The sequence below is a fragment of the Roseibium album genome, from assembly GCF_965233825.1.
Classification (GTDB): domain Bacteria; phylum Pseudomonadota; class Alphaproteobacteria; order Rhizobiales; family Stappiaceae; genus Roseibium; species Roseibium album.
This window is the reverse complement of record NZ_OZ247583.1, coordinates 3,646,690-3,663,274: the sequence shown is the minus strand read 5'-3', so window position 1 is coordinate 3,663,274 and position 16,585 is coordinate 3,646,690. Positions and strand designations below refer to the sequence as shown.

Genomic DNA, 16,585 nt, shown 5'->3' with positions numbered 1-16,585 from the left:
AACTCCGGAAAGACAACAAGCCGATTTTCGGATCCGGGGTTGCAAATGAGCAGGATTTACCGGAACGGGTACATCCAGACCTTGTAGTCATCGACCAGAACATGCGCCTTTTCAATTTCCTCTTTGGTCATTTTCTTCACGACTTCCTCAAGCGAGATCGCCGCATCGGGATCTCCTCCGATGGCGGAAAGCGTGTACCACATGTAAGCGCGAACAAGATCCGGCGCAGGCATTCCCCGGCCGACCTCGTAATACCAGCCGATACCGGATTGCGCGCCCGGATGCCCCTTCATGGCGCTTCTGAGATACCACTCGAAAGCGCGCTGATCGTCCCGCTCCACGCCGAGACCCATTGCATACATGACGCCGATCAGTTCCTCGGCATCCGCGTTGCCGGAACGTGCGGCGGGCCAAAGTTCCTTCCTGGCCTCCTCAAATTGTCCGGCCTCCATCAGATCGCGCGCGTTCTCGATTTCAGCCTGGGCAGGGCCCGCAGCCAGGAAAAGCCCAATCACGGCGGCTTTCAGCATTTTCGTCATTTTTTCCGGTCGTTCTTTCTTGGTGTTCTTCTGGCAGCACCAGCTCATTCCGCGGAGCTGCCCTCCCCGCTGACTGACGATGATTTCATCGCCTTCGACAGGAAACAGGCGGCCCTCGGTCAGCTTCTCTTTTACGACAGGATCCTTTCCGGGAACAGGAATATTGCCTGTTCGACATGTCATCATCCGGTCCTTGGAACAGGAGACGGCCTTTCCCTCGGCATTGGCGAAGGCGGAGAAGGCCTCGGACCGAACCGGACCGCACTTGTCGACGACAACCGAATTAAGAAAAGGATTCCGCGAAATGCGCCAGGCCTCTGGAATCTCGGGGCAAAAGAGCTTCACACGCTTTTCCACGACGGCCGTCTTTCCATTTCCGACGACTATGAAAACGGCTTCAACTCACCGGCGGAGGAATGGCTTCCCGAGGGCCTGAACAGCCTTCTTGCGGCCCAGGCGATTTTTCCGCTTGTTGCCCAGTTCGAAATGGCCGGCAATCCGAAAGAAAACGAGATCGCGGGCGCTGTTCACAACCGGATAGACGCCTCCTGGCCAATCCTTGCCAAGCGGGTTCGCGTCATTCCCGAATACGGCAAGATGTTTGTCGAGGCGTTCGATCACATCGATGAGCCTGGGCAAGTTTCGATTGCCGAGATCGGAAATGCACTTGCAGCCTTCCAGGCGATCGAATGGACGAGTTTTGACAGTCCGTTCGACCAGTATCTTTCCGGCAGGAAGACCGCGCTGACAGATGCGCAAGAGCGCGGCATGGGTCTCTTTTACGGAAAGGGCAATTGCTCCAGCTGCCATTCCGGCAAACTCATGAGTGACCAGGAGTTTCACGCAATCGGCCTGCCCCCTTTCGGACCCGGCCGGACGCGGCGTTTCGATCCAATGGTGCGGGATGTCGGCCGCATGGGCGAAAGCGACAGACTGGAAGATGCCTATCGTTTCCGCACACCGATGCTGCGCAATGTCGAGCTGACATCGCCTTATGGCCACAACGGCGCCTACCCGACGCTCGAAGGTATTGTTCGCCACCATCTCGACCCGGACGGAATGCTGGCAAAATGGCAACCGAAAACAGCTGCACTTCCCGACGCACCGTGGCTGGAACCAATCGATTTCGTGGTCTATAAGGATCAGCGTGAAATGGCCAGGCAGGCCCGGCTTCGGGATGTCGAGCGGATTTCACTTTCCGATCAGGAAGTTTCCGATCTCGTCGCGTTTCTCAAGGCGCTCACCGGTACGTCTTCGGTTTCTTCTCCTTCCTTCGGCATCCCCGATAGAGTTCCCAGCGGGCTTCCAGTCGACAGACCCTAAACAGGACAAACATGATCGAAACTTTGAAGACCCGGGCAAACCAGCTTTTTCCCGGTATCGCCATCGCCGGGCTTGTGGCCATTTCGGCTCAGTTTCTGAATGAGCACTACGGCGCACCTGCCATGTTGATGGCGATCCTGCTGGGCATGCCTTTGAATTTCCTCTCGGACGAACAGCGTACCTCGGAAGGCATTGCCTTTGCTGCAAGAACACTCCTGCGGGTCGGCGTTGCGCTTCTGGGCGTGCGCATCAGTATCGAGATGGTGCAGGCACTCGGCCTGCCCTTTCTGCTTCTTGTCATCCTCGGTGTTCTGGCGACCATCGTCTTTTCGCTGATGATCGGAAACCTTTTTGGCAAGGACCGGCTCTTCGCCTTCCTTTCCGGCGGCGCGGTCGCCATTTGCGGAGCATCCGCGGCGATGGCGATCGGCTCGATCCTGCCAAAACGACAGCATGCGGAACGAGACCTCGCCTTCACGGTAATCACCGTGACGGTCCTGTCCACACTGGCCATGATCGTCTACCCGATTCTGACAAGCAATCTCGGACTTTCCGTTGATGCCACCAGCGTGTTTCTCGGCGGCACCATTCACGACGTTGCCCAGGTGGTGGGTGCCGGATTTTCCGTGTCTGAAGAAACGGGAGATCTGTCCACGCTTGTAAAACTCATCCGCGTGACCCTGCTGGCGCCCATTGTGCTGGTCGCTGCCCTGATCCTGCGCGGCAGCGCTGAGCCAGGTGCAAGCCGTCCGCCGCTGATGCCTGTCTTCGTACTTGCTTTCCTGATCCTTGCAGCCTTCAATTCCTTCGGCCTGGTTCCGGAAACCGCAAAGGACCTTGCGGGCCAGATTTCCCGTTGGGCGCTGCTTGCCGCGATTGCCGCCGTTGGCATGAAGACCTCGATCCCGAAACTCCTGGAAGTCGGCGGCCCTGCAATCTGGATGGTGGTGTCCCAGACTGTATTCCTGGCACTGTTCGTGCTCGCGGGGATATGGGTGATCGGGTGGGCTATTTCCTCAGCGCCCTAACCGCAGCAGAGCGAAGATTTGGAATTGTGAGTGACATAGCCCCTTGAATCAGCTTTCAAGCAAGGCGGTTACTGGATCCCTGCTTTCGCAGGGATGACAAGGGATGTGAGGACATTTGCGCTTCTTGCTTTTCCCAGGCGATTGTCTTCCGGACACAGCGGAGCGGAGATCCGGGACCCAGTACACCACAGCGTTTCGGATTTCAGCCGGAGGTCTGCGGTTGTTGGTTCCCAAACGGAGCAAATGCCCGCGAAAACGGGTAAAGGGATGACGAGGGAGCACTTTGCCACTCCCTCACTCAAGACCTGCGTGTCTGGTCTGAACATTGCCAATCGCGCCGGAAACCCCACATTGAGGTCAGAAACCCGAAGCGGGGCTTTCCTTGATCCCTTGAGTGTGAAATATAGCTGCGGTCCCCTTCCCGGGAGCGCATCAGCTATCATGCCGCATATGTTTATATGCGTTTTGCTCGTGATACAGAAAATTCGAAAGCGTTTGGATGAAAAGCTACATCACAACCCCGATCTATTACGTCAACGGTTCTCCACATATCGGTCATGCTTTCACGTCCATCATGGCCGATATCCTGAAGCGCAACCGCCAGGCACTGGGTTATGAACTGATGCTGTCGACGGGCGTGGACGAGCACGGCCAGAAGAACCAGGAAGCCGCGCAGGAACTGGGTATGCCGGTCGAGGAATATCTCGACATGCGCTGCGCGGAGTTTCGCGACGTTTTCGAAAAACTCGGTGTCGAATTCGACTATTTCGTCCGCACAAGCCGCGAAGGCCACAAGAAAGCCGTCGCGGAGATGGAGCAGCGCATCTTCGACAAGGGACTGATCGTCAAGAAGCAGTATACGGGCACCTACTGCAAGGGCTGCGAGGAGTTCAAGAAGGAGAGCGACCTCACAGAGGACGGACAGTGTCCGCTGCATCCGACCATGCAGGTCGAGCAGACGGACGAAACCAATTACTTTTTGAAAATGGAACCGTTCCGTGAACAGCTCCTGAAACACATCGACGACAATCCGGATTTCGTCCAACCCGAGTCGTTCAGGAACGAGCTGAAGAAAATGCTGGCCGAACCGCTGGAGGATCTGTGCATCTCCCGGCCGAAATCCCGTGTGACCCTCGGCGTGGAATTACCCTTCGACACGGACTTCGTCACCTATGTCTGGTTTGACGCCCTGGCCAACTACCTGACCAATATCGGCTGGCCGGAAGATGGCTACCAGAACTGGTGGGCGGAGTGCGAGCACATGATCGGCAAGGATATCCTCAAGCCGCACGGTGTCTACTGGCCCCTGATGCTGATGGCCGCTGATCTGCCGCTGCCGAAAAAGCTCTCGGTGCACAGCCACTGGGTCGGCGCCGGCGGGGTCAAGATGTCCAAATCCATCGGCAACACAGTCGATCCGATCGAGGTCATGGACAAGCTCGGCGTTGACGCGTTGCGCTGGTATCTCGCCCGCCACATGCGTGCGGACAGCGACAGCCAGATTTCGGTCGAGCTGATTGCGCAGACTTACGAGAGCGAGCTCAACAACAAGCTTGGCAACCTGCTTTCTCGCGGTGCCAAGTTCGCCAGAAAGAACTTCGACGGAAAACTTCCGGTCAAGGGTCCTCTCACGGCAGAAGACGAGGCTTTGCGTCAAACGGTGCTTGATGCGACCGCAGGCATGGGTGAATGGATAGATCTCGCCGACATTCCGGCGCGGATGCAGTCCATCATCAATGCGGCGGCCGAGATGAACAACTATTTCGACAAGCAGGCTCCCTGGACGCTCTTCAAGTCCGAAGAGACCAAGGACCGCGCGCGAGATGTCGTCTATGTCGGTCTCGATTGCCTGCGTATCGTGATGGAAGCGTTGCAGCAGGTGATCCCGGTGTCGGCCGGCAAGGCCCTTGCCACGCTGAACGTCACCGACATTGCCCGTCCATGGAAACCGGAGCTGGACAGGCTACCGGGCGGCAGTGAACTGGACGAAATCGAGCCGCTTTTTCCGCGGGTTCAGTAAGGCCCCACCCGACAACATGTAAAAGCGCCCCTGCGGGCGCTTTACTTTTTTTGATCAAGGCCGATATCCAGCTTCAGTCGCTCAAGACCTTACGCCGCCAGAAACTCCAACCGCTCGTCCAGCCGCGCGGGCGTGATTTCCAGAATTTCGGCACTCACCACGCCTTCGGAAACGAATGGATCTTCTCCGACGAAGGCTTCGATTTCCTCTCGGGTCGTGTTGTGAGCGATGATGCCGCCACCCATGTTCGGCTGCAGGCTGCCAACCATCAGAAACAGGCCCTGATCGAAGCCGTCTTTGATCCATGCCTTGTGCCCGTCCATCAGGTCACCGGCACGTGCCTTGTTGTCAGAAAACTTCAGCGTCACGATAAACATTTCATTCTCCCTTGAAACAGAATTGAAGCTCTTTCAGATGCCGGCCGGACCGGGTTGCCGAAGACTGGAACTCGGTGACACCCGTCCGACCCAGTCGAGGATCTGATCCACTTCCCGCCGAACGAAGTCTTCATCCCTGAAAGCCTGCGCCAGTGTTGCAACCCCCTGGCTCCAGCTGAGGACATGAAGCGCCTGAGCCTCGGCGTCAGCTTCGCTGTCAAGTTCCGAAAACTGGCGGGTCAGCCAGTCGCGGAACAATCCCATGATGCGGTTGGCGTTGCCGCTGGAAGCGTGCTCAAGCTTGGCAAGTTCCATCGTCAGCGTCCCGACAGGGCAGCCATAGGCAAATATTTTCGTCTGATTGACGATGAGTATCCGCACGAAACAGGCAATTCGCTCTGCCGGGTTCCCGGACATCTTGTCCCAGTTTCGCAGCATGTCTTCCCGGTCGGACAAACGCTTTTCGATGACCGCGTCGAGGATCTCATCCTTGGTTTTGAAGTGGTAATAGAAGTTTCCGCGCGAAATGCTGACCGATTTCGCGATATCGGCGAACGAGGTTTCGCCAAATCCCTGCGCGTAGAACAGCTCATCCGCCGCATCAATGATCTGCTGCCTGGTGGAGCTGGATTTCATTTTGATTTTCCCGGCACATTTTTCATGTTTGATGTCAATCTAGGACAATTGACCTATTTTTAGTTAGGACAATTGTCCCAAAATGTCAATCAAGTGCGAAACGAGACCGGCAAAGACCTGTTTGCAACACAATTTAGAGACACCCTGTCTGCACATCTCATGGTTGGTGCGCACAACCCCTCACACGTTTGTGAAGTCAACTTCCCAACAATCCTGACAGGCAGCTGTCAGGAACAATTTCCTACTTTCAGCACCATCAAAAGCCGGATGACTCGTTCTGAAGGCGCGAACTTCTGACTGAAAATCAATGAATTGCGGATTAACTACCATGAAACCGGACGTTATGCTTTTTTTCAATCACATGGTGACTTTTGTCACCAAACTATTCTTTCACAGCTGCATGGCGCGTTTTTGCACCGGCATGGTGCAAATCCCAACGTTGGAATTCACGATCCGTCACTTACGTAGAGGCCGCTTGGTGGCAGTCACAGGGCCGGCTCGAGGCGTCAAAGCCGTTGCCTGCGTGGAGGGAAACATATGACCTACCTGGATGAGCGGAGCGAACCGTCTTCCGCTTCGGAACTCCTGGATCTATTTTACGCAACACGAACGCAAACGGAAAAGCTAACCGCCCCACTCAATGACGAAGACCTGGGTCTTCAATCCATGGAAGACGCCAGTCCGCCCAAGTGGCACCTGGCGCATACGACCTGGTTCTTCGAGGAATTCATCCTGAAACCATTCCTGCCCGGTTACCAGCCAAAGGACGACCGTTTCGCAGTTCTCTTCAACTCCTACTATGTTCAGGCCGGCCCCAGACACACACGCTCACGGCGTGGCTTGTTGTCCCGCCCGACGGTCACGGAAGTCCTTTCCTATCGGGCGCATGTCGAAGATGCATTGCGGGACGGTCTTTCGCGCGGCGGATTCACTCTTGACCCTGACAGGCTGGACGCACTGGTTACACTGGGGTGTCACCATGAAATGCAGCACCAGGAACTGTTGATTACCGACCTCCTGCACGCCCTTTCCTTCAATCCGCTGCTACCGGCCTACATTCCCTCGCAACCCGGCGCCGTTACCGCCATACGAGAGCAAGACTGGACATTGCATGAAGGCGGGCTCGTTGAAATCGGCCATGATGGCGACGGCTTTGCCTATGACTGCGAAGGACCGCGGCACAAGGTCTGGCTGGAACCGTACAAGCTTGCCGACCGCCTGGTAACAAACGGCGACTGGATCGCCTTCATGAATGACGGCGGATATGAAACCCAGACGCTCTGGTTGATGGAAGGCTGGGCGGTTCGCGAAAAGAACGGCTGGGATTCTCCCCTCTACTGGTGGCAACAGGACGGCCAATGGTGGACCTACACGCTGCAAGGTCCGCGTCCCGTCGATCTGTCTGCTCCCGTGGTCCATGTCAGCTATTACGAGGCCGATGCCTTCGCCCGCTGGAGCGGTCATCGGCTGCCGACAGAAGCGGAATGGGAAGCGGCGGCCGAAGCGACTGAAATCGAAGGTAACTTTCTGGAAAACGGCACACACATACCGCAGGGGCGCCACGCAAGCCTCTGGGGAGATGTCTGGCAGTGGACCAGCAGCGCCTTTTCTCCCTATCCGGGCTTCTCGCCTCCCGATGGCGCCATCGGGGAATACAACGGCAAATTCATGGTGAACCAGATGGTGCTGCGGGGCGGGTCCTGTGCAACCCCGAAGCTTCAGATGCGTTCTTCTTATCGAACCTTTTTCTATCCACAGCAGCGCTGGCAAATGCTGGGGCTCAGACTGGCGGCAGATCAATGACCAAACATGTTCCCCCTGTAAGAGCCGACAAAACCTTCAGGTCCGACGTCCTTGCCGGCCTGAAAGCGGCGCGCAAATCCGTCAGCAGCAAATGGCTTTATGATGATGTCGGCTCGCATCTGTTCGAAGCCATAACCGAACTGGACGCCTATTATCCGACCCGAACCGAACTTGGCATCCTGGAGACTGAAATCCGCCAATATTCGCGGCTGCCGGGAGCCCGGGGCGCAATGGTCGAACTCGGCAGCGGCTCCAGCCGGAAGACGAACCTGCTTCTCGGCGCCTTTCCAGACCTTTCGGTCTATATGCCGGTCGATATTTCCGCCAACCATCTGAAAGACGCTGCCGAACGCGTTCGCCGGGCCTACCCGTCACTGGCCGTGATCCCGGTCGCGGCCGATTTCACGCAGCCTCTCGGCAAACTGCCTTTGCTGCCCGAACTTCCCGTGCTGGTCTTTTTTCCCGGCTCGACAATCGGCAATTTCGAACGCGCCGAAGCCACGGCTCTTTTGCGGTCTCTCCGCGAGGCCATGCCTGGTGCAACGATGATTGTCGGCGTTGACCGTCCGAAGGAAGAAGAGGTGCTCCTGGAAGCATATGACGACCCTGCCGGAGTGACTGCGGCCTTCAACCTCAATCTCCTGCAACGGATAAACCGGGAATGCGGGGCAGATTTCGAACTCAATGCCTTTGCACACAAGGCTATATGGAACGCGGATGAGAGCCGGATCGAAATGCACCTGGAAAGCCTGACCGAACAGTCGGTCACGATCGGCGCGGATACCATCGCTTTCCAGAAGCACGAAACGATCCACACCGAAAATTCCCACAAATACGACGAAGAGGCTTTTTCAGAGATTGCGAACCAGAGCGGTTGGAGGGTCCTGGATCAACATTGCGATGCGCAATCCTGGTTCTCCGTCTACATCCTTCAGTCCGGATAAAGCTGATCAGGCGACCACTGCCCGGATCAACCTGACTGGTTGGCTTCGGGCAGGTTCCATCCCGATCAGTGACCGGCGATCGCAAGACGCAGGGCAAGCCCGGTGCAAACGCCAGGAGAAACCACGAAACCGGCAACCCGGCCCTGAAAAGCCGATTGGGTCAAAACGAGTTTGGCGTCCGATCCAGACGCAACCCCGGATACGACCGAAGCGACAAGGAAAGTTCAAGTCCAGGAAGGATCGAATTTGTTTGAAGTCAAGACGGCCGCATGCGACTGCCCTGAGGATCGAACAGCGGACCAATGGTGACAGTTGCCTTGAACAATGACCCGGCAATGTCGACATCGACCTCAGATCCGGACTCTAGCGACCTCTCCACGTGCGCCAGGGCAATCGGCCGTCCGATACGGTAGCCGTAAGCACATGTCGTCGTTTGCCCCAAAACCTCCCCTTCGAGCAGCAAAGGCTCGTGTCCGAGCGGAACCGCAGCCTCGTCCTCGAACGCGAGTGAAACCACCTTCGATACGCCACCACCTGCCTTGTGTTTCGCGATGGCGTCAGCGCCGATGAAACCACCCGACTTCCGGGTCATTGCATCAAGACCGGCCTCCACCGGTGTCACATCGCTGTCAAGTTCGTGTCCCATCGCGCAGAACCCTTTCTCGACACGCATCGATGTCTGTGCAAACAAGCCCGCCGGTTCGGCACCGGCATTCGTCAGCGCCGCGTAGATTGACCTGGCGTTTTCAGACCGGCAGGTTATCTCCCACCCCGCTTCCCCGACATAGGACAACCTTGCAGCCCGCACATGATGACCTGCGATATGTGCTTCGGCGTGTTTGAAGTACCCGATATCGTTGAGTTCGGGCGCGCCGACTTCTGCCGCAATACGGGCACTCTCCGGTCCCATGAGACCAAGAACGGCGTAGGTTTGGGTAGTGTCGGTGAGTGACACATCGAAGTCCGCGGAGTGTCTCCGGAGCCAGGCCAGGTCCTTCCTGATCGCGTTGGTTCCGACAAAGAGACGATAATGGGCATCCGAAAGGCGCTGAACGGTAATGTCGCTTTCGAATGTGCCGCGTTCGTTGAGGATCGCGGTATAGATGACCGACCCCGCACGGCGACCAACATATCCTGCACAGACCCTTAACAGGAATGCTTCTGCATCCGGGCCCTCGATCTCGATCTTGCCGAAGGGTGACGCATCGAAAATGGCGGCAGTCTCGTTCGCTGCCATCACCTCCTGCCTGACATTTTCAAACCAGTCCGGCCGACCGAATTTCAGTTCAGGTTCCTGCTCCTTGCCGAAATACAGCGGCCGTTCCCATCCGAAGAACTGACCGAAATGGGCTTTTGCCTCTGTGTATTCACTGTCGAGTGGCAATCTCCTCAGTTTGCGGGCCGTCTTGAACTGCTTGCCGGGATAGGCAATGTCGTAATGGGTCCCTAGAACCTCCGGCGCGCGCGCCATCAGATGTTCGACAGAATTGAAGACCGGTGCGAAGCGCTTGGCATCGGCTTCGGAAAGATCATATGACGGCGCTCCGTGAATGATCGTGTGGGCGAGGTTCATTCCCGCGCCTCCCCCGGCGGCAACGCCCACCGAATTCATGCCACATCCCAGGAAAAGGCCTCGGGTTTCCGCGGCCTCACCCAGCATGAATGTCCCGTCCGGCGTGAAACTCTCCGGGCCATTCAGGAGCATCTTCACTTCGGCGGTCTCCAGTGCCGGCAACCGGTGAAGTGCGTTCATCATCATCGGCTCGAAATGATCCCAATCCTCAGGAAGCAGGCCGAATTCGAAACTCTCCGTCAGGACACCGGGTGCGATCGGTTTGCCCATCGGCTCAAAACAGCCAACCAGCAGGCCGCCGCTGTCATCGCGGATATAAAGATGATTGTCATGATCACTGAGGGTCGGTGTGTTACCGACTATTCCGTCGACCGGCTTTGTCAGAAGATAGAAATGTTCACAGGCAAGCAGAGGCACTTCAGCTCCCGCCATGGCACCGGCTTCACGTGACCAGAGGCCGGCACACAAGGCAATGGCATCACACATCACCGTACCGTTGACTGTTTCCACGCCTTTGACCTTGCCGTTCTCCGTCAGGATTGCCGTCACCCCGGTCTTTTCGAAAATCTTTGCGCCCAGCGATCTGGCGCCTTTCACGAGAGCGGCGCAAACGTCTGAAGGACTCACGCGCCCGTCATCCGGCGACCAGACTGCGCCAAGGACATCGTCCGCGTTCATCAACGGCCAACGTTCCCTGGCTTCATCCGGACTGATGGACTGCGCAGGAATTCCATAAGCTTTCGCGAGCGCTTCCTGCCGCCTGATGTGGATCATCCTGTCCTCACTGGTCGCGATAGAAAGTGAGCCTTTCTGGATCCAGCCGGCAGCCTGCCCCGTCTCCTGCTCCAGCTGGCCATACAGCTCGACCGAGTATTGAATCATGCGCGTCAGGTTGCGAGAATTCCGAAGTGCACGCACCTGTGCCGCGGAGTGCCAGGTGGTTCCGGATGTCAATTGGTTCCGCTCCAGCAGGACCGCATCAGAAACACCCATTTTGGCAAGATGATAGAGGGTAGAGCAGCCCATGATTCCCCCGCCGATGACAACGACGGGAGCATGTGCGGGAGGAGTACGAGTGGACATTTGAAAACTTCCGCGGAGGCGATAAAAACTGCGGCAACGAAACATTTGTTTCAAGATTTGACAAGAGAAAAAACAAATGAAACAGTAAACAAATGGAAACCCATTCGCCGCCGCAGATCCGGACCGCGATTTCGACCAGCTATGCAGAGCTGAGCGATACTCTGCGAATTGCGGCTGACTATATTGCTGAAAACCAGGTAGAAATCGCGACGAGAAGTTTGAGGTCCGTGGCTTCCGCAAGCGGCGTTTCCCCGGCAAGCTACACAAGACTGGCACGCGCACTCGGTTTTTCAGACTATGAAGCGCTGCGCGAGCAGGCCCGATCCGAACTCAACAAGCGAGAGCAGGACAGCTTTCAGGACAAGGCGAGACGTCTTCGAACCGATGCCGATCAACCCCTGTTGCCTCGGCAGGTCGCTGCTTGCATCGCCAACATCAGCGGCCTCTTGGAAGATGTCGGTCAAGAACTCCTGGATACGGTCGTCGATCGCCTGGATTCTTCCCGTAAGATCGTTCTCATCGGAGCGCTCGCATCGGCAGGCTTCACCGATTATTTCGCTTATCTGGCCAAATGGTTCGATGACCGCTGGCTCGTTGCCGGTCGCAATGGAACAACGCTCGGCAGCACGCTTGCAGGCGTCGGACCGGAAGATACGGTGCTGATAATCTCCAAACATCCCTATGCGCACCGATCCGTCCGTGCCGCGGCGGTTGCCGCCGGAAACGGTGCAACGGTTGTTGTCCTGACCGACAGCCATACATTTCCGGGATTGCAATACGCAGACTTTCACTTCATACAACGTACTGAAAGTCCACACTTTTTTTCGTCTTACGCAGCCACGCTCGTCCTAATAGAAACGATAACAGGCATGCTGGTTGCGCGAGCCGGATCCGGGGCTGACGCCCGGATCCAGGAGGTCGACAAACATAATCGTTTGCTCGATGAGTTTGAAAATGTCTAGGGTGTAGGTCACTCTGGACCAAAGAAGTTTAACAAGAGGGAAGCCTAGTCAAATGATGATGAAAATGAACCTTGCTGGTGCCGTTCTCGCCACCAGCATTGCATTTACCGGCGCAGCATCGGCTGAAGAATTCATCACGATTGGAACCGGTGGCGTCACGGGTGTCTATTACCCGACAGGCGGCGCGATCTGCCGGCTGGTCAACAAGGGCCGCAAGGACCATGGTATCCGCTGCTCGGTAGAATCCACAGGTGGATCGGTCTACAACATAAACACGGTTCGCGAAGGAGAGCTGGAATTTGGTGTTGCTCAGTCTGACTGGCAATATCATGCCTACAACGGCACATCCAAGTTCGAGGACAAAGGCCCGTTTGAAAAACTGCGCGCCGTTTTCTCTGTGCACCCCGAGCCGTTCACCGTCGTGGCGCGCGCAGATTCCGGCATCAAGAACTTCGAGGACCTCAAAGGCAAACGTGTCAACATCGGCAACCCGGGTTCCGGCCAACGTGGCACTATGGAAGTCCTGATCGAATCCATGGGCTGGACCACCGACGATTTTGCGCAGGCTACCGAACTGAAGGCAGCCGAACAGTCCGCAGCCCTTTGCGACAACCAGATCGATGCAATGGTGTACACGGTTGGCCACCCTTCCGGTTCTATCCAGGAAGCAACAACTGCATGTGATTCCGTTTTGGTGAATGTGGGCGGTGATGCTGTCAGCAAACTGGTCGATGACAACAGCTACTACCGGACAGCTACCATTCCGGGCGGTATGTACCGCGGTAACGATGGCGACACAAACACGTTTGGTGTGGGTGCCACTTTCATCACTTCTGCTGACGTTGCAGACGATACCGTCTACACGCTGGTAAAATCAGTGTTCGAAAACTTCGATGCGTTCAAAAAGCTGCATCCGGCATTCGCAAACCTGAAGCCGGAAGAAATGGTTGCCGACGGCCTGTCTGCACCGATTCATCCGGGTGCTGCCAAGTACTACAAAGAACAAGGCTGGATCAACTAATCCAGAAACATCCAGGGTCCGGAGATTTTTCTCCGGACCCATCTCTTTGCGCGGCCAAAACAGTCGTCTCAAAGGCTTGGGTGCGATCAAATTGCATGACACGTATTTCTGAGGGCGGCTGGCCCTAAAGACCCGAAAATTAGAGGGCTCCGGCTCGAGTTCGAGCCGCAGGATGGGGATTTTTCATGGCGGACCAAAATCAACCGAACAATCAGGACACCCGGCGAGGTCTCTCGGAGGACGAGCTTCAGGAACTCGTTGCCGCTTCCGATTCAGGATCTCGCAATCCTGCCGGAAACATCGGATTGCTGCTCGCGGCTGTTGCCTTCACATGGTCAGTCTTCCAGGTCCTGTTGGCATCGCCAGTGGCCTACTACATCCTGCCCGGGGACCTGATCAACAACAGTCGTCAGTTCCACCTTGCATTTGCAATGTTCCTCGCCTTCATGGCTTATCCCGCACTGAGAAGCAGTCCACGTCACTACATTCCCATACAGGACTGGATCCTTGCGCTGTTCGGCGCGTTCATCTCACTTTACGGCTTTTTCTTCTACGACAAGATCGTCAACAACGGCGGCCTTGCCGACGACATGGACAAATGGTTTGCCCTTGCCGGGATCGTCGTTCTGTTTGAGGCCGCCCGGCGGGCGCTCGGTCCCGCCATGGCTGCAGTCGCCACTGTTTTTCTCCTTTACGTGTTTTTCGGCTCTTCAGAATGGGTGCCTGAAGTTATCCGCTGGAAAGGCGCATCGCTCAAAAAAGCGATGAGCCATATGTGGATTACTTCTGAAGGTGTCTTCGGCATAGCGCTCGGTGTTTCTACCAAGTTTGTCTTTTTGTTTGTCTTGTTCGGTGCGCTTCTCGACAAGGCCGGAGCTGGAAATTATTTCATCCAGATGGCTTTTGGCGCCCTCGGTCACCTGAAGGGCGGCCCTGCAAAAGCCGCCGTTGTCGGTTCGGCTGCAACTGGACTGATCTCCGGCTCGTCAATTGCCAACGTGGTCACGACGGGTACTTTCACAATTCCGTTGATGAAACGCGTCGGTTTCTCGTCCGAGCAAGCCGGGTCCGTTGAAGTTGCATCTTCGGTCAATGGACAGATCATGCCACCAGTGATGGGCGCAGCGGCCTTCCTGATGGTCGAATATGTCGGTATCTCATATGTGGACGTGATTACTCACGCGTTCCTGCCTGCCGTCATTTCCTATATCGCGCTGGTCTATATCGTTCACCTGGAAGCCGTTAAGCGGAATATGCCCACCATTGGGCACAAAACGGTTTCGACCCTGCGGACAGTCCTCGGCATGTTCTTTTTCTTCGCCGGATTTGCCGCACTCTGCTACGGGGTGAAGTTTCCTGTAGGCTGGATCGTTGCCGCTGTACCTGAAGGTGCGAGCTGGATCCTGGCCGTTCTGGTTTTCGTAGCCTACCTCGTCCTGCTGAAGCTGGCGGCCAGTGTGGATGATCTGCATCCGGACGACCCGAATACCACGGAAATCACGCTTCCTGAAATCTCGGAGATCTACAAGGCAGGCCTGTACTATCTGTTGCCGATAGTTGTGCTCGTCTACTTCCTGATGATCGAGCAAAAATCACCTGGCCTTTCCGCATTCTGGGCAACGGCCCTGCTCTTCGTGATTTTGCTGACACAACGCCCTATCAAGGCGATCTTTCGAGGCGAGAGCGAAACAATTGAAGCTCTGAAAGCCGGTGTCAACGATCTCGTGCACGGAATGATCGACGGAGCGCGCAACATGATCGGCATCGGTCTTGCGACTGCGACGGCCGGCATCATTGTCGGTACCGTTACCCTGACCGGCATTGGTCAGGTCATGGCAGATCTGGTTGAATTCGTTTCCGGCGGCAACCTGGTCCTTATGCTGATGTTCGTAGGCTTGCTGTCACTTATTCTCGGTATGGGGTTGCCGACGACAGCGAACTACATTGTCGTGTCCTCGCTCATGGCGGGTGTTGTAGTTGAACTGGGCGCCCAATCCGGGCTGATCGTACCACTGATCGCTGTCCACCTGTTCGTCTTCTATTTCGGCATAATGGCAGACGTGACGCCGCCGGTCGGGCTGGCTTCCTTTGCGGCTGCCGCCGTGTCGGGAGGCGATGCAATGCGAACCGGGTTCACGGCATTCTTTTACTCGCTGAGGACAGTCGCCCTTCCCTTCGTGTTCATCTTCAACACCGACCTGCTCCTCATTGATGTTGGCTGGCTGCAGGGGATACTCGTTTTCATAGTCGCGACAATAGCAATCCTGGTCTTCACCTCGGGCACAATGGGATACTTCGTTACGAAGAATCGGATCTACGAGAGTGTCGCTATGATTCTGATCGCGTTTGTTCTGTTCCGGCCAGACTTCTTCATGAACCGGATTCAGCCACCGTTCGAACAGATCCCACCGACCCAGTTTGTGGAAGCTGTCGGAAATGCACCGGTTGGTCAGGAAATCAGGGTCACAGTGAGCGGGCCTGATTTTGATACCGGAAACACCACCGAAAAAACCATAATCGTTAAACCCGGTTCGGAAACGGGCGGGCAAGCCCGGCTTGAAGCACTCGGTCTCACAATACTCGATGAGGACGGCGTCATGAAAATCGACGAACCATTCCCGGGCACGTCCTATTTCGAGCAGCTTGGCGATTTCGATTTTTACGGCGACGATCCAGTGATTGCAAAGACAGCTCAAATCGAAGTCAAGCAGCTTCCCAAGGAACTTATCTATATCCCTGGCCTTCTGCTTTTGGTGGTGGTTTATCTAGTCCAGCGTGCCCGCGCTGGCCGCGAGAAAGGAGTGCCGGCATGACGGTTAAGTCAGTGTTGTGTGCAGTCGACGTTTCCCACGAGGATGACATCCAGGTCCTCGAGACCGGGGAAAAGATCGCGCGCCTGGATGGCGCTCAACTCGACGTCATCACTGTTGTGCCGAACTATGGCGTGACACTTGTGAATTCCTATTTTGACGAGAACTTTCAGGGCGAAATGGTTTCGAAAACCAAATCGGCGCTGACGGAACTGGTCAGTCGGGTGCTCGGCGAAGAGCGGAACAAGGATGTCCGACACATAGTCGCGACGGGGTCCGTGTATGAGGAAATCCTGCACGCCGCCAAACAAGCGGGTGCCGATTTGATCGTGATAGGTGCGCACAAGCCCCATCTGAAAGAATTTCTTCTTGGTCCAAACGCTGCCCGCGTCGCAAGACATTCGGAGTGTTCGGTCTATATCGTCCGAGAATAGTCATGTGCGGTTTCGACGTGGAACAGTGGTAG

At 56.1% G+C, this 16,585-nt stretch carries 13 protein-coding genes; 9 read left to right on the top strand and 4 right to left on the bottom strand.

The features are described from left to right. Positions 1 to 56 precede the first annotated feature (56 nt). The gene (locus ACO6TI_RS16665; RefSeq protein WP_235808849.1) at positions 57 to 452 is read right to left on the bottom strand and encodes a tetratricopeptide repeat protein; all 396 of its coding nucleotides are present in this window, start codon (positions 450 to 452) and stop codon (positions 57 to 59) included. Between ACO6TI_RS16665 and ACO6TI_RS16660 the strand changes: the two genes are divergently transcribed. The 3 genes from ACO6TI_RS16660 to metG all read left to right on the top strand — a co-directional run bounded on the left by ACO6TI_RS16660 (position 438) and on the right by metG (position 4,910). After that, the gene (locus ACO6TI_RS16660) at positions 438 to 1,862 is read left to right on the top strand and encodes a cytochrome-c peroxidase (RefSeq protein ID WP_422382924.1); all 1,425 of its coding nucleotides are present in this window, start codon (positions 438 to 440) and stop codon (positions 1,860 to 1,862) included. The two genes, ACO6TI_RS16665 and ACO6TI_RS16660, sit on opposite strands and share 15 nt — an antisense overlap. Before the next feature lie 11 nt (positions 1,863 to 1,873). Next, on the top strand, positions 1,874 to 2,890 hold the full coding sequence (locus ACO6TI_RS16655; protein WP_422382923.1) for a YeiH family protein: 1,017 nt from the start codon (positions 1,874 to 1,876) through the stop codon (positions 2,888 to 2,890). Between the two features lie 499 nt (positions 2,891 to 3,389). Continuing rightward, on the top strand, positions 3,390 to 4,910 hold the full coding sequence (gene metG / locus ACO6TI_RS16650) for a methionine--tRNA ligase (RefSeq protein WP_108872855.1): 1,521 nt from the start codon (positions 3,390 to 3,392) through the stop codon (positions 4,908 to 4,910). Between the two features lie 89 nt (positions 4,911 to 4,999). Here the strand turns inward: metG and ACO6TI_RS16645 are convergent, their stop codons facing one another. Together ACO6TI_RS16645 and ACO6TI_RS16640 are read right to left on the bottom strand one after the other, a co-directional pair. Beyond that, positions 5,000 to 5,287, bottom strand: a complete 288-nt coding sequence (locus ACO6TI_RS16645; RefSeq protein ID WP_104704502.1) for a YciI family protein — start codon at positions 5,285 to 5,287, stop codon at positions 5,000 to 5,002. Positions 5,288 to 5,320: 33 nt separating this feature from the next. Continuing rightward, positions 5,321 to 5,923 (bottom strand): TetR/AcrR family transcriptional regulator, encoded by a 603-nt coding sequence (locus ACO6TI_RS16640; RefSeq protein ID WP_108872856.1) that lies wholly within the window; start codon positions 5,921 to 5,923, stop codon positions 5,321 to 5,323. A 537-nt stretch (positions 5,924 to 6,460) separates the two neighbouring features. Here ACO6TI_RS16640 and egtB point away from each other — a divergent pair. Continuing rightward, on the top strand, positions 6,461 to 7,726 hold the full coding sequence (egtB, locus tag ACO6TI_RS16635) for an ergothioneine biosynthesis protein EgtB (protein WP_422382922.1): 1,266 nt from the start codon (positions 6,461 to 6,463) through the stop codon (positions 7,724 to 7,726). Next, positions 7,723 to 8,670 (top strand): L-histidine N(alpha)-methyltransferase, encoded by a 948-nt coding sequence (gene egtD, locus ACO6TI_RS16630; protein ID WP_055112451.1) that lies wholly within the window; start codon positions 7,723 to 7,725, stop codon positions 8,668 to 8,670. Before egtB ends, egtD begins: the two co-directional genes overlap by 4 nt. Before the next feature lie 256 nt (positions 8,671 to 8,926). On the opposite strand, the gene ACO6TI_RS16625 is transcribed toward egtD, so the two are convergent. Next, positions 8,927 to 11,326, bottom strand: coding sequence for a GcvT family protein (locus ACO6TI_RS16625; RefSeq protein WP_422382921.1), 2,400 nt, complete (start codon positions 11,324 to 11,326; stop codon positions 8,927 to 8,929). 92 nt (positions 11,327 to 11,418) lie between these two features. Between ACO6TI_RS16625 and ACO6TI_RS16620 the strand changes: the two genes are divergently transcribed. From ACO6TI_RS16620 to ACO6TI_RS16605, 4 genes are all read left to right on the top strand, one after another. Continuing rightward, positions 11,419 to 12,288 carry a MurR/RpiR family transcriptional regulator gene (locus tag ACO6TI_RS16620; RefSeq protein ID WP_422382920.1) on the top strand — a complete coding sequence of 290 codons (870 nt, stop codon included), beginning with the start codon at positions 11,419 to 11,421 and terminating at the stop codon, positions 12,286 to 12,288. Positions 12,289 to 12,340: 52 nt separating this feature from the next. Beyond that, on the top strand, positions 12,341 to 13,309 hold the full coding sequence (locus ACO6TI_RS16615) for a TAXI family TRAP transporter solute-binding subunit (protein ID WP_196878781.1): 969 nt from the start codon (positions 12,341 to 12,343) through the stop codon (positions 13,307 to 13,309). Between the two features lie 185 nt (positions 13,310 to 13,494). Then, on the top strand, positions 13,495 to 16,122 hold the full coding sequence (locus ACO6TI_RS16610) for a TRAP transporter permease (RefSeq protein ID WP_196878782.1): 2,628 nt from the start codon (positions 13,495 to 13,497) through the stop codon (positions 16,120 to 16,122). After that, a complete protein-coding gene (locus tag ACO6TI_RS16605; protein WP_196878783.1) occupies positions 16,119 to 16,553 on the top strand; it encodes a universal stress protein in 435 nt (144 codons plus the stop codon). Before ACO6TI_RS16610 ends, ACO6TI_RS16605 begins: the two co-directional genes overlap by 4 nt. The last annotated feature ends 32 nt before the right edge of the window (positions 16,554 to 16,585 follow it).

Coding starts and splice junctions, on each gene's coding strand:
- ACO6TI_RS16665 (WP_235808849.1), bottom strand. CDS start 452: ATGGAGGCCGGACAATTTGAGGAGGCCAGGAAGGAACTTTGGCCCGCC.
- ACO6TI_RS16655 (WP_422382923.1), top strand. CDS start 1,874: ATGATCGAAACTTTGAAGACCCGGGCAAACCAGCTTTTTCCCGGTATC.
- metG (WP_108872855.1), top strand. CDS start 3,390: ATGAAAAGCTACATCACAACCCCGATCTATTACGTCAACGGTTCTCCA.
- ACO6TI_RS16645 (WP_104704502.1), bottom strand. CDS start 5,287: ATGTTTATCGTGACGCTGAAGTTTTCTGACAACAAGGCACGTGCCGGT.
- ACO6TI_RS16640 (WP_108872856.1), bottom strand. CDS start 5,923: ATGAAATCCAGCTCCACCAGGCAGCAGATCATTGATGCGGCGGATGAG.
- egtB (WP_422382922.1), top strand. CDS start 6,461: ATGACCTACCTGGATGAGCGGAGCGAACCGTCTTCCGCTTCGGAACTC.
- egtD (WP_055112451.1), top strand. CDS start 7,723: ATGACCAAACATGTTCCCCCTGTAAGAGCCGACAAAACCTTCAGGTCC.
- ACO6TI_RS16625 (WP_422382921.1), bottom strand. CDS start 11,326: ATGTCCACTCGTACTCCTCCCGCACATGCTCCCGTCGTTGTCATCGGC.
- ACO6TI_RS16620 (WP_422382920.1), top strand. CDS start 11,419: ATGGAAACCCATTCGCCGCCGCAGATCCGGACCGCGATTTCGACCAGC.
- ACO6TI_RS16615 (WP_196878781.1), top strand. CDS start 12,341: ATGATGATGAAAATGAACCTTGCTGGTGCCGTTCTCGCCACCAGCATT.
- ACO6TI_RS16610 (WP_196878782.1), top strand. CDS start 13,495: ATGGCGGACCAAAATCAACCGAACAATCAGGACACCCGGCGAGGTCTC.
- ACO6TI_RS16605 (WP_196878783.1), top strand. CDS start 16,119: ATGACGGTTAAGTCAGTGTTGTGTGCAGTCGACGTTTCCCACGAGGAT.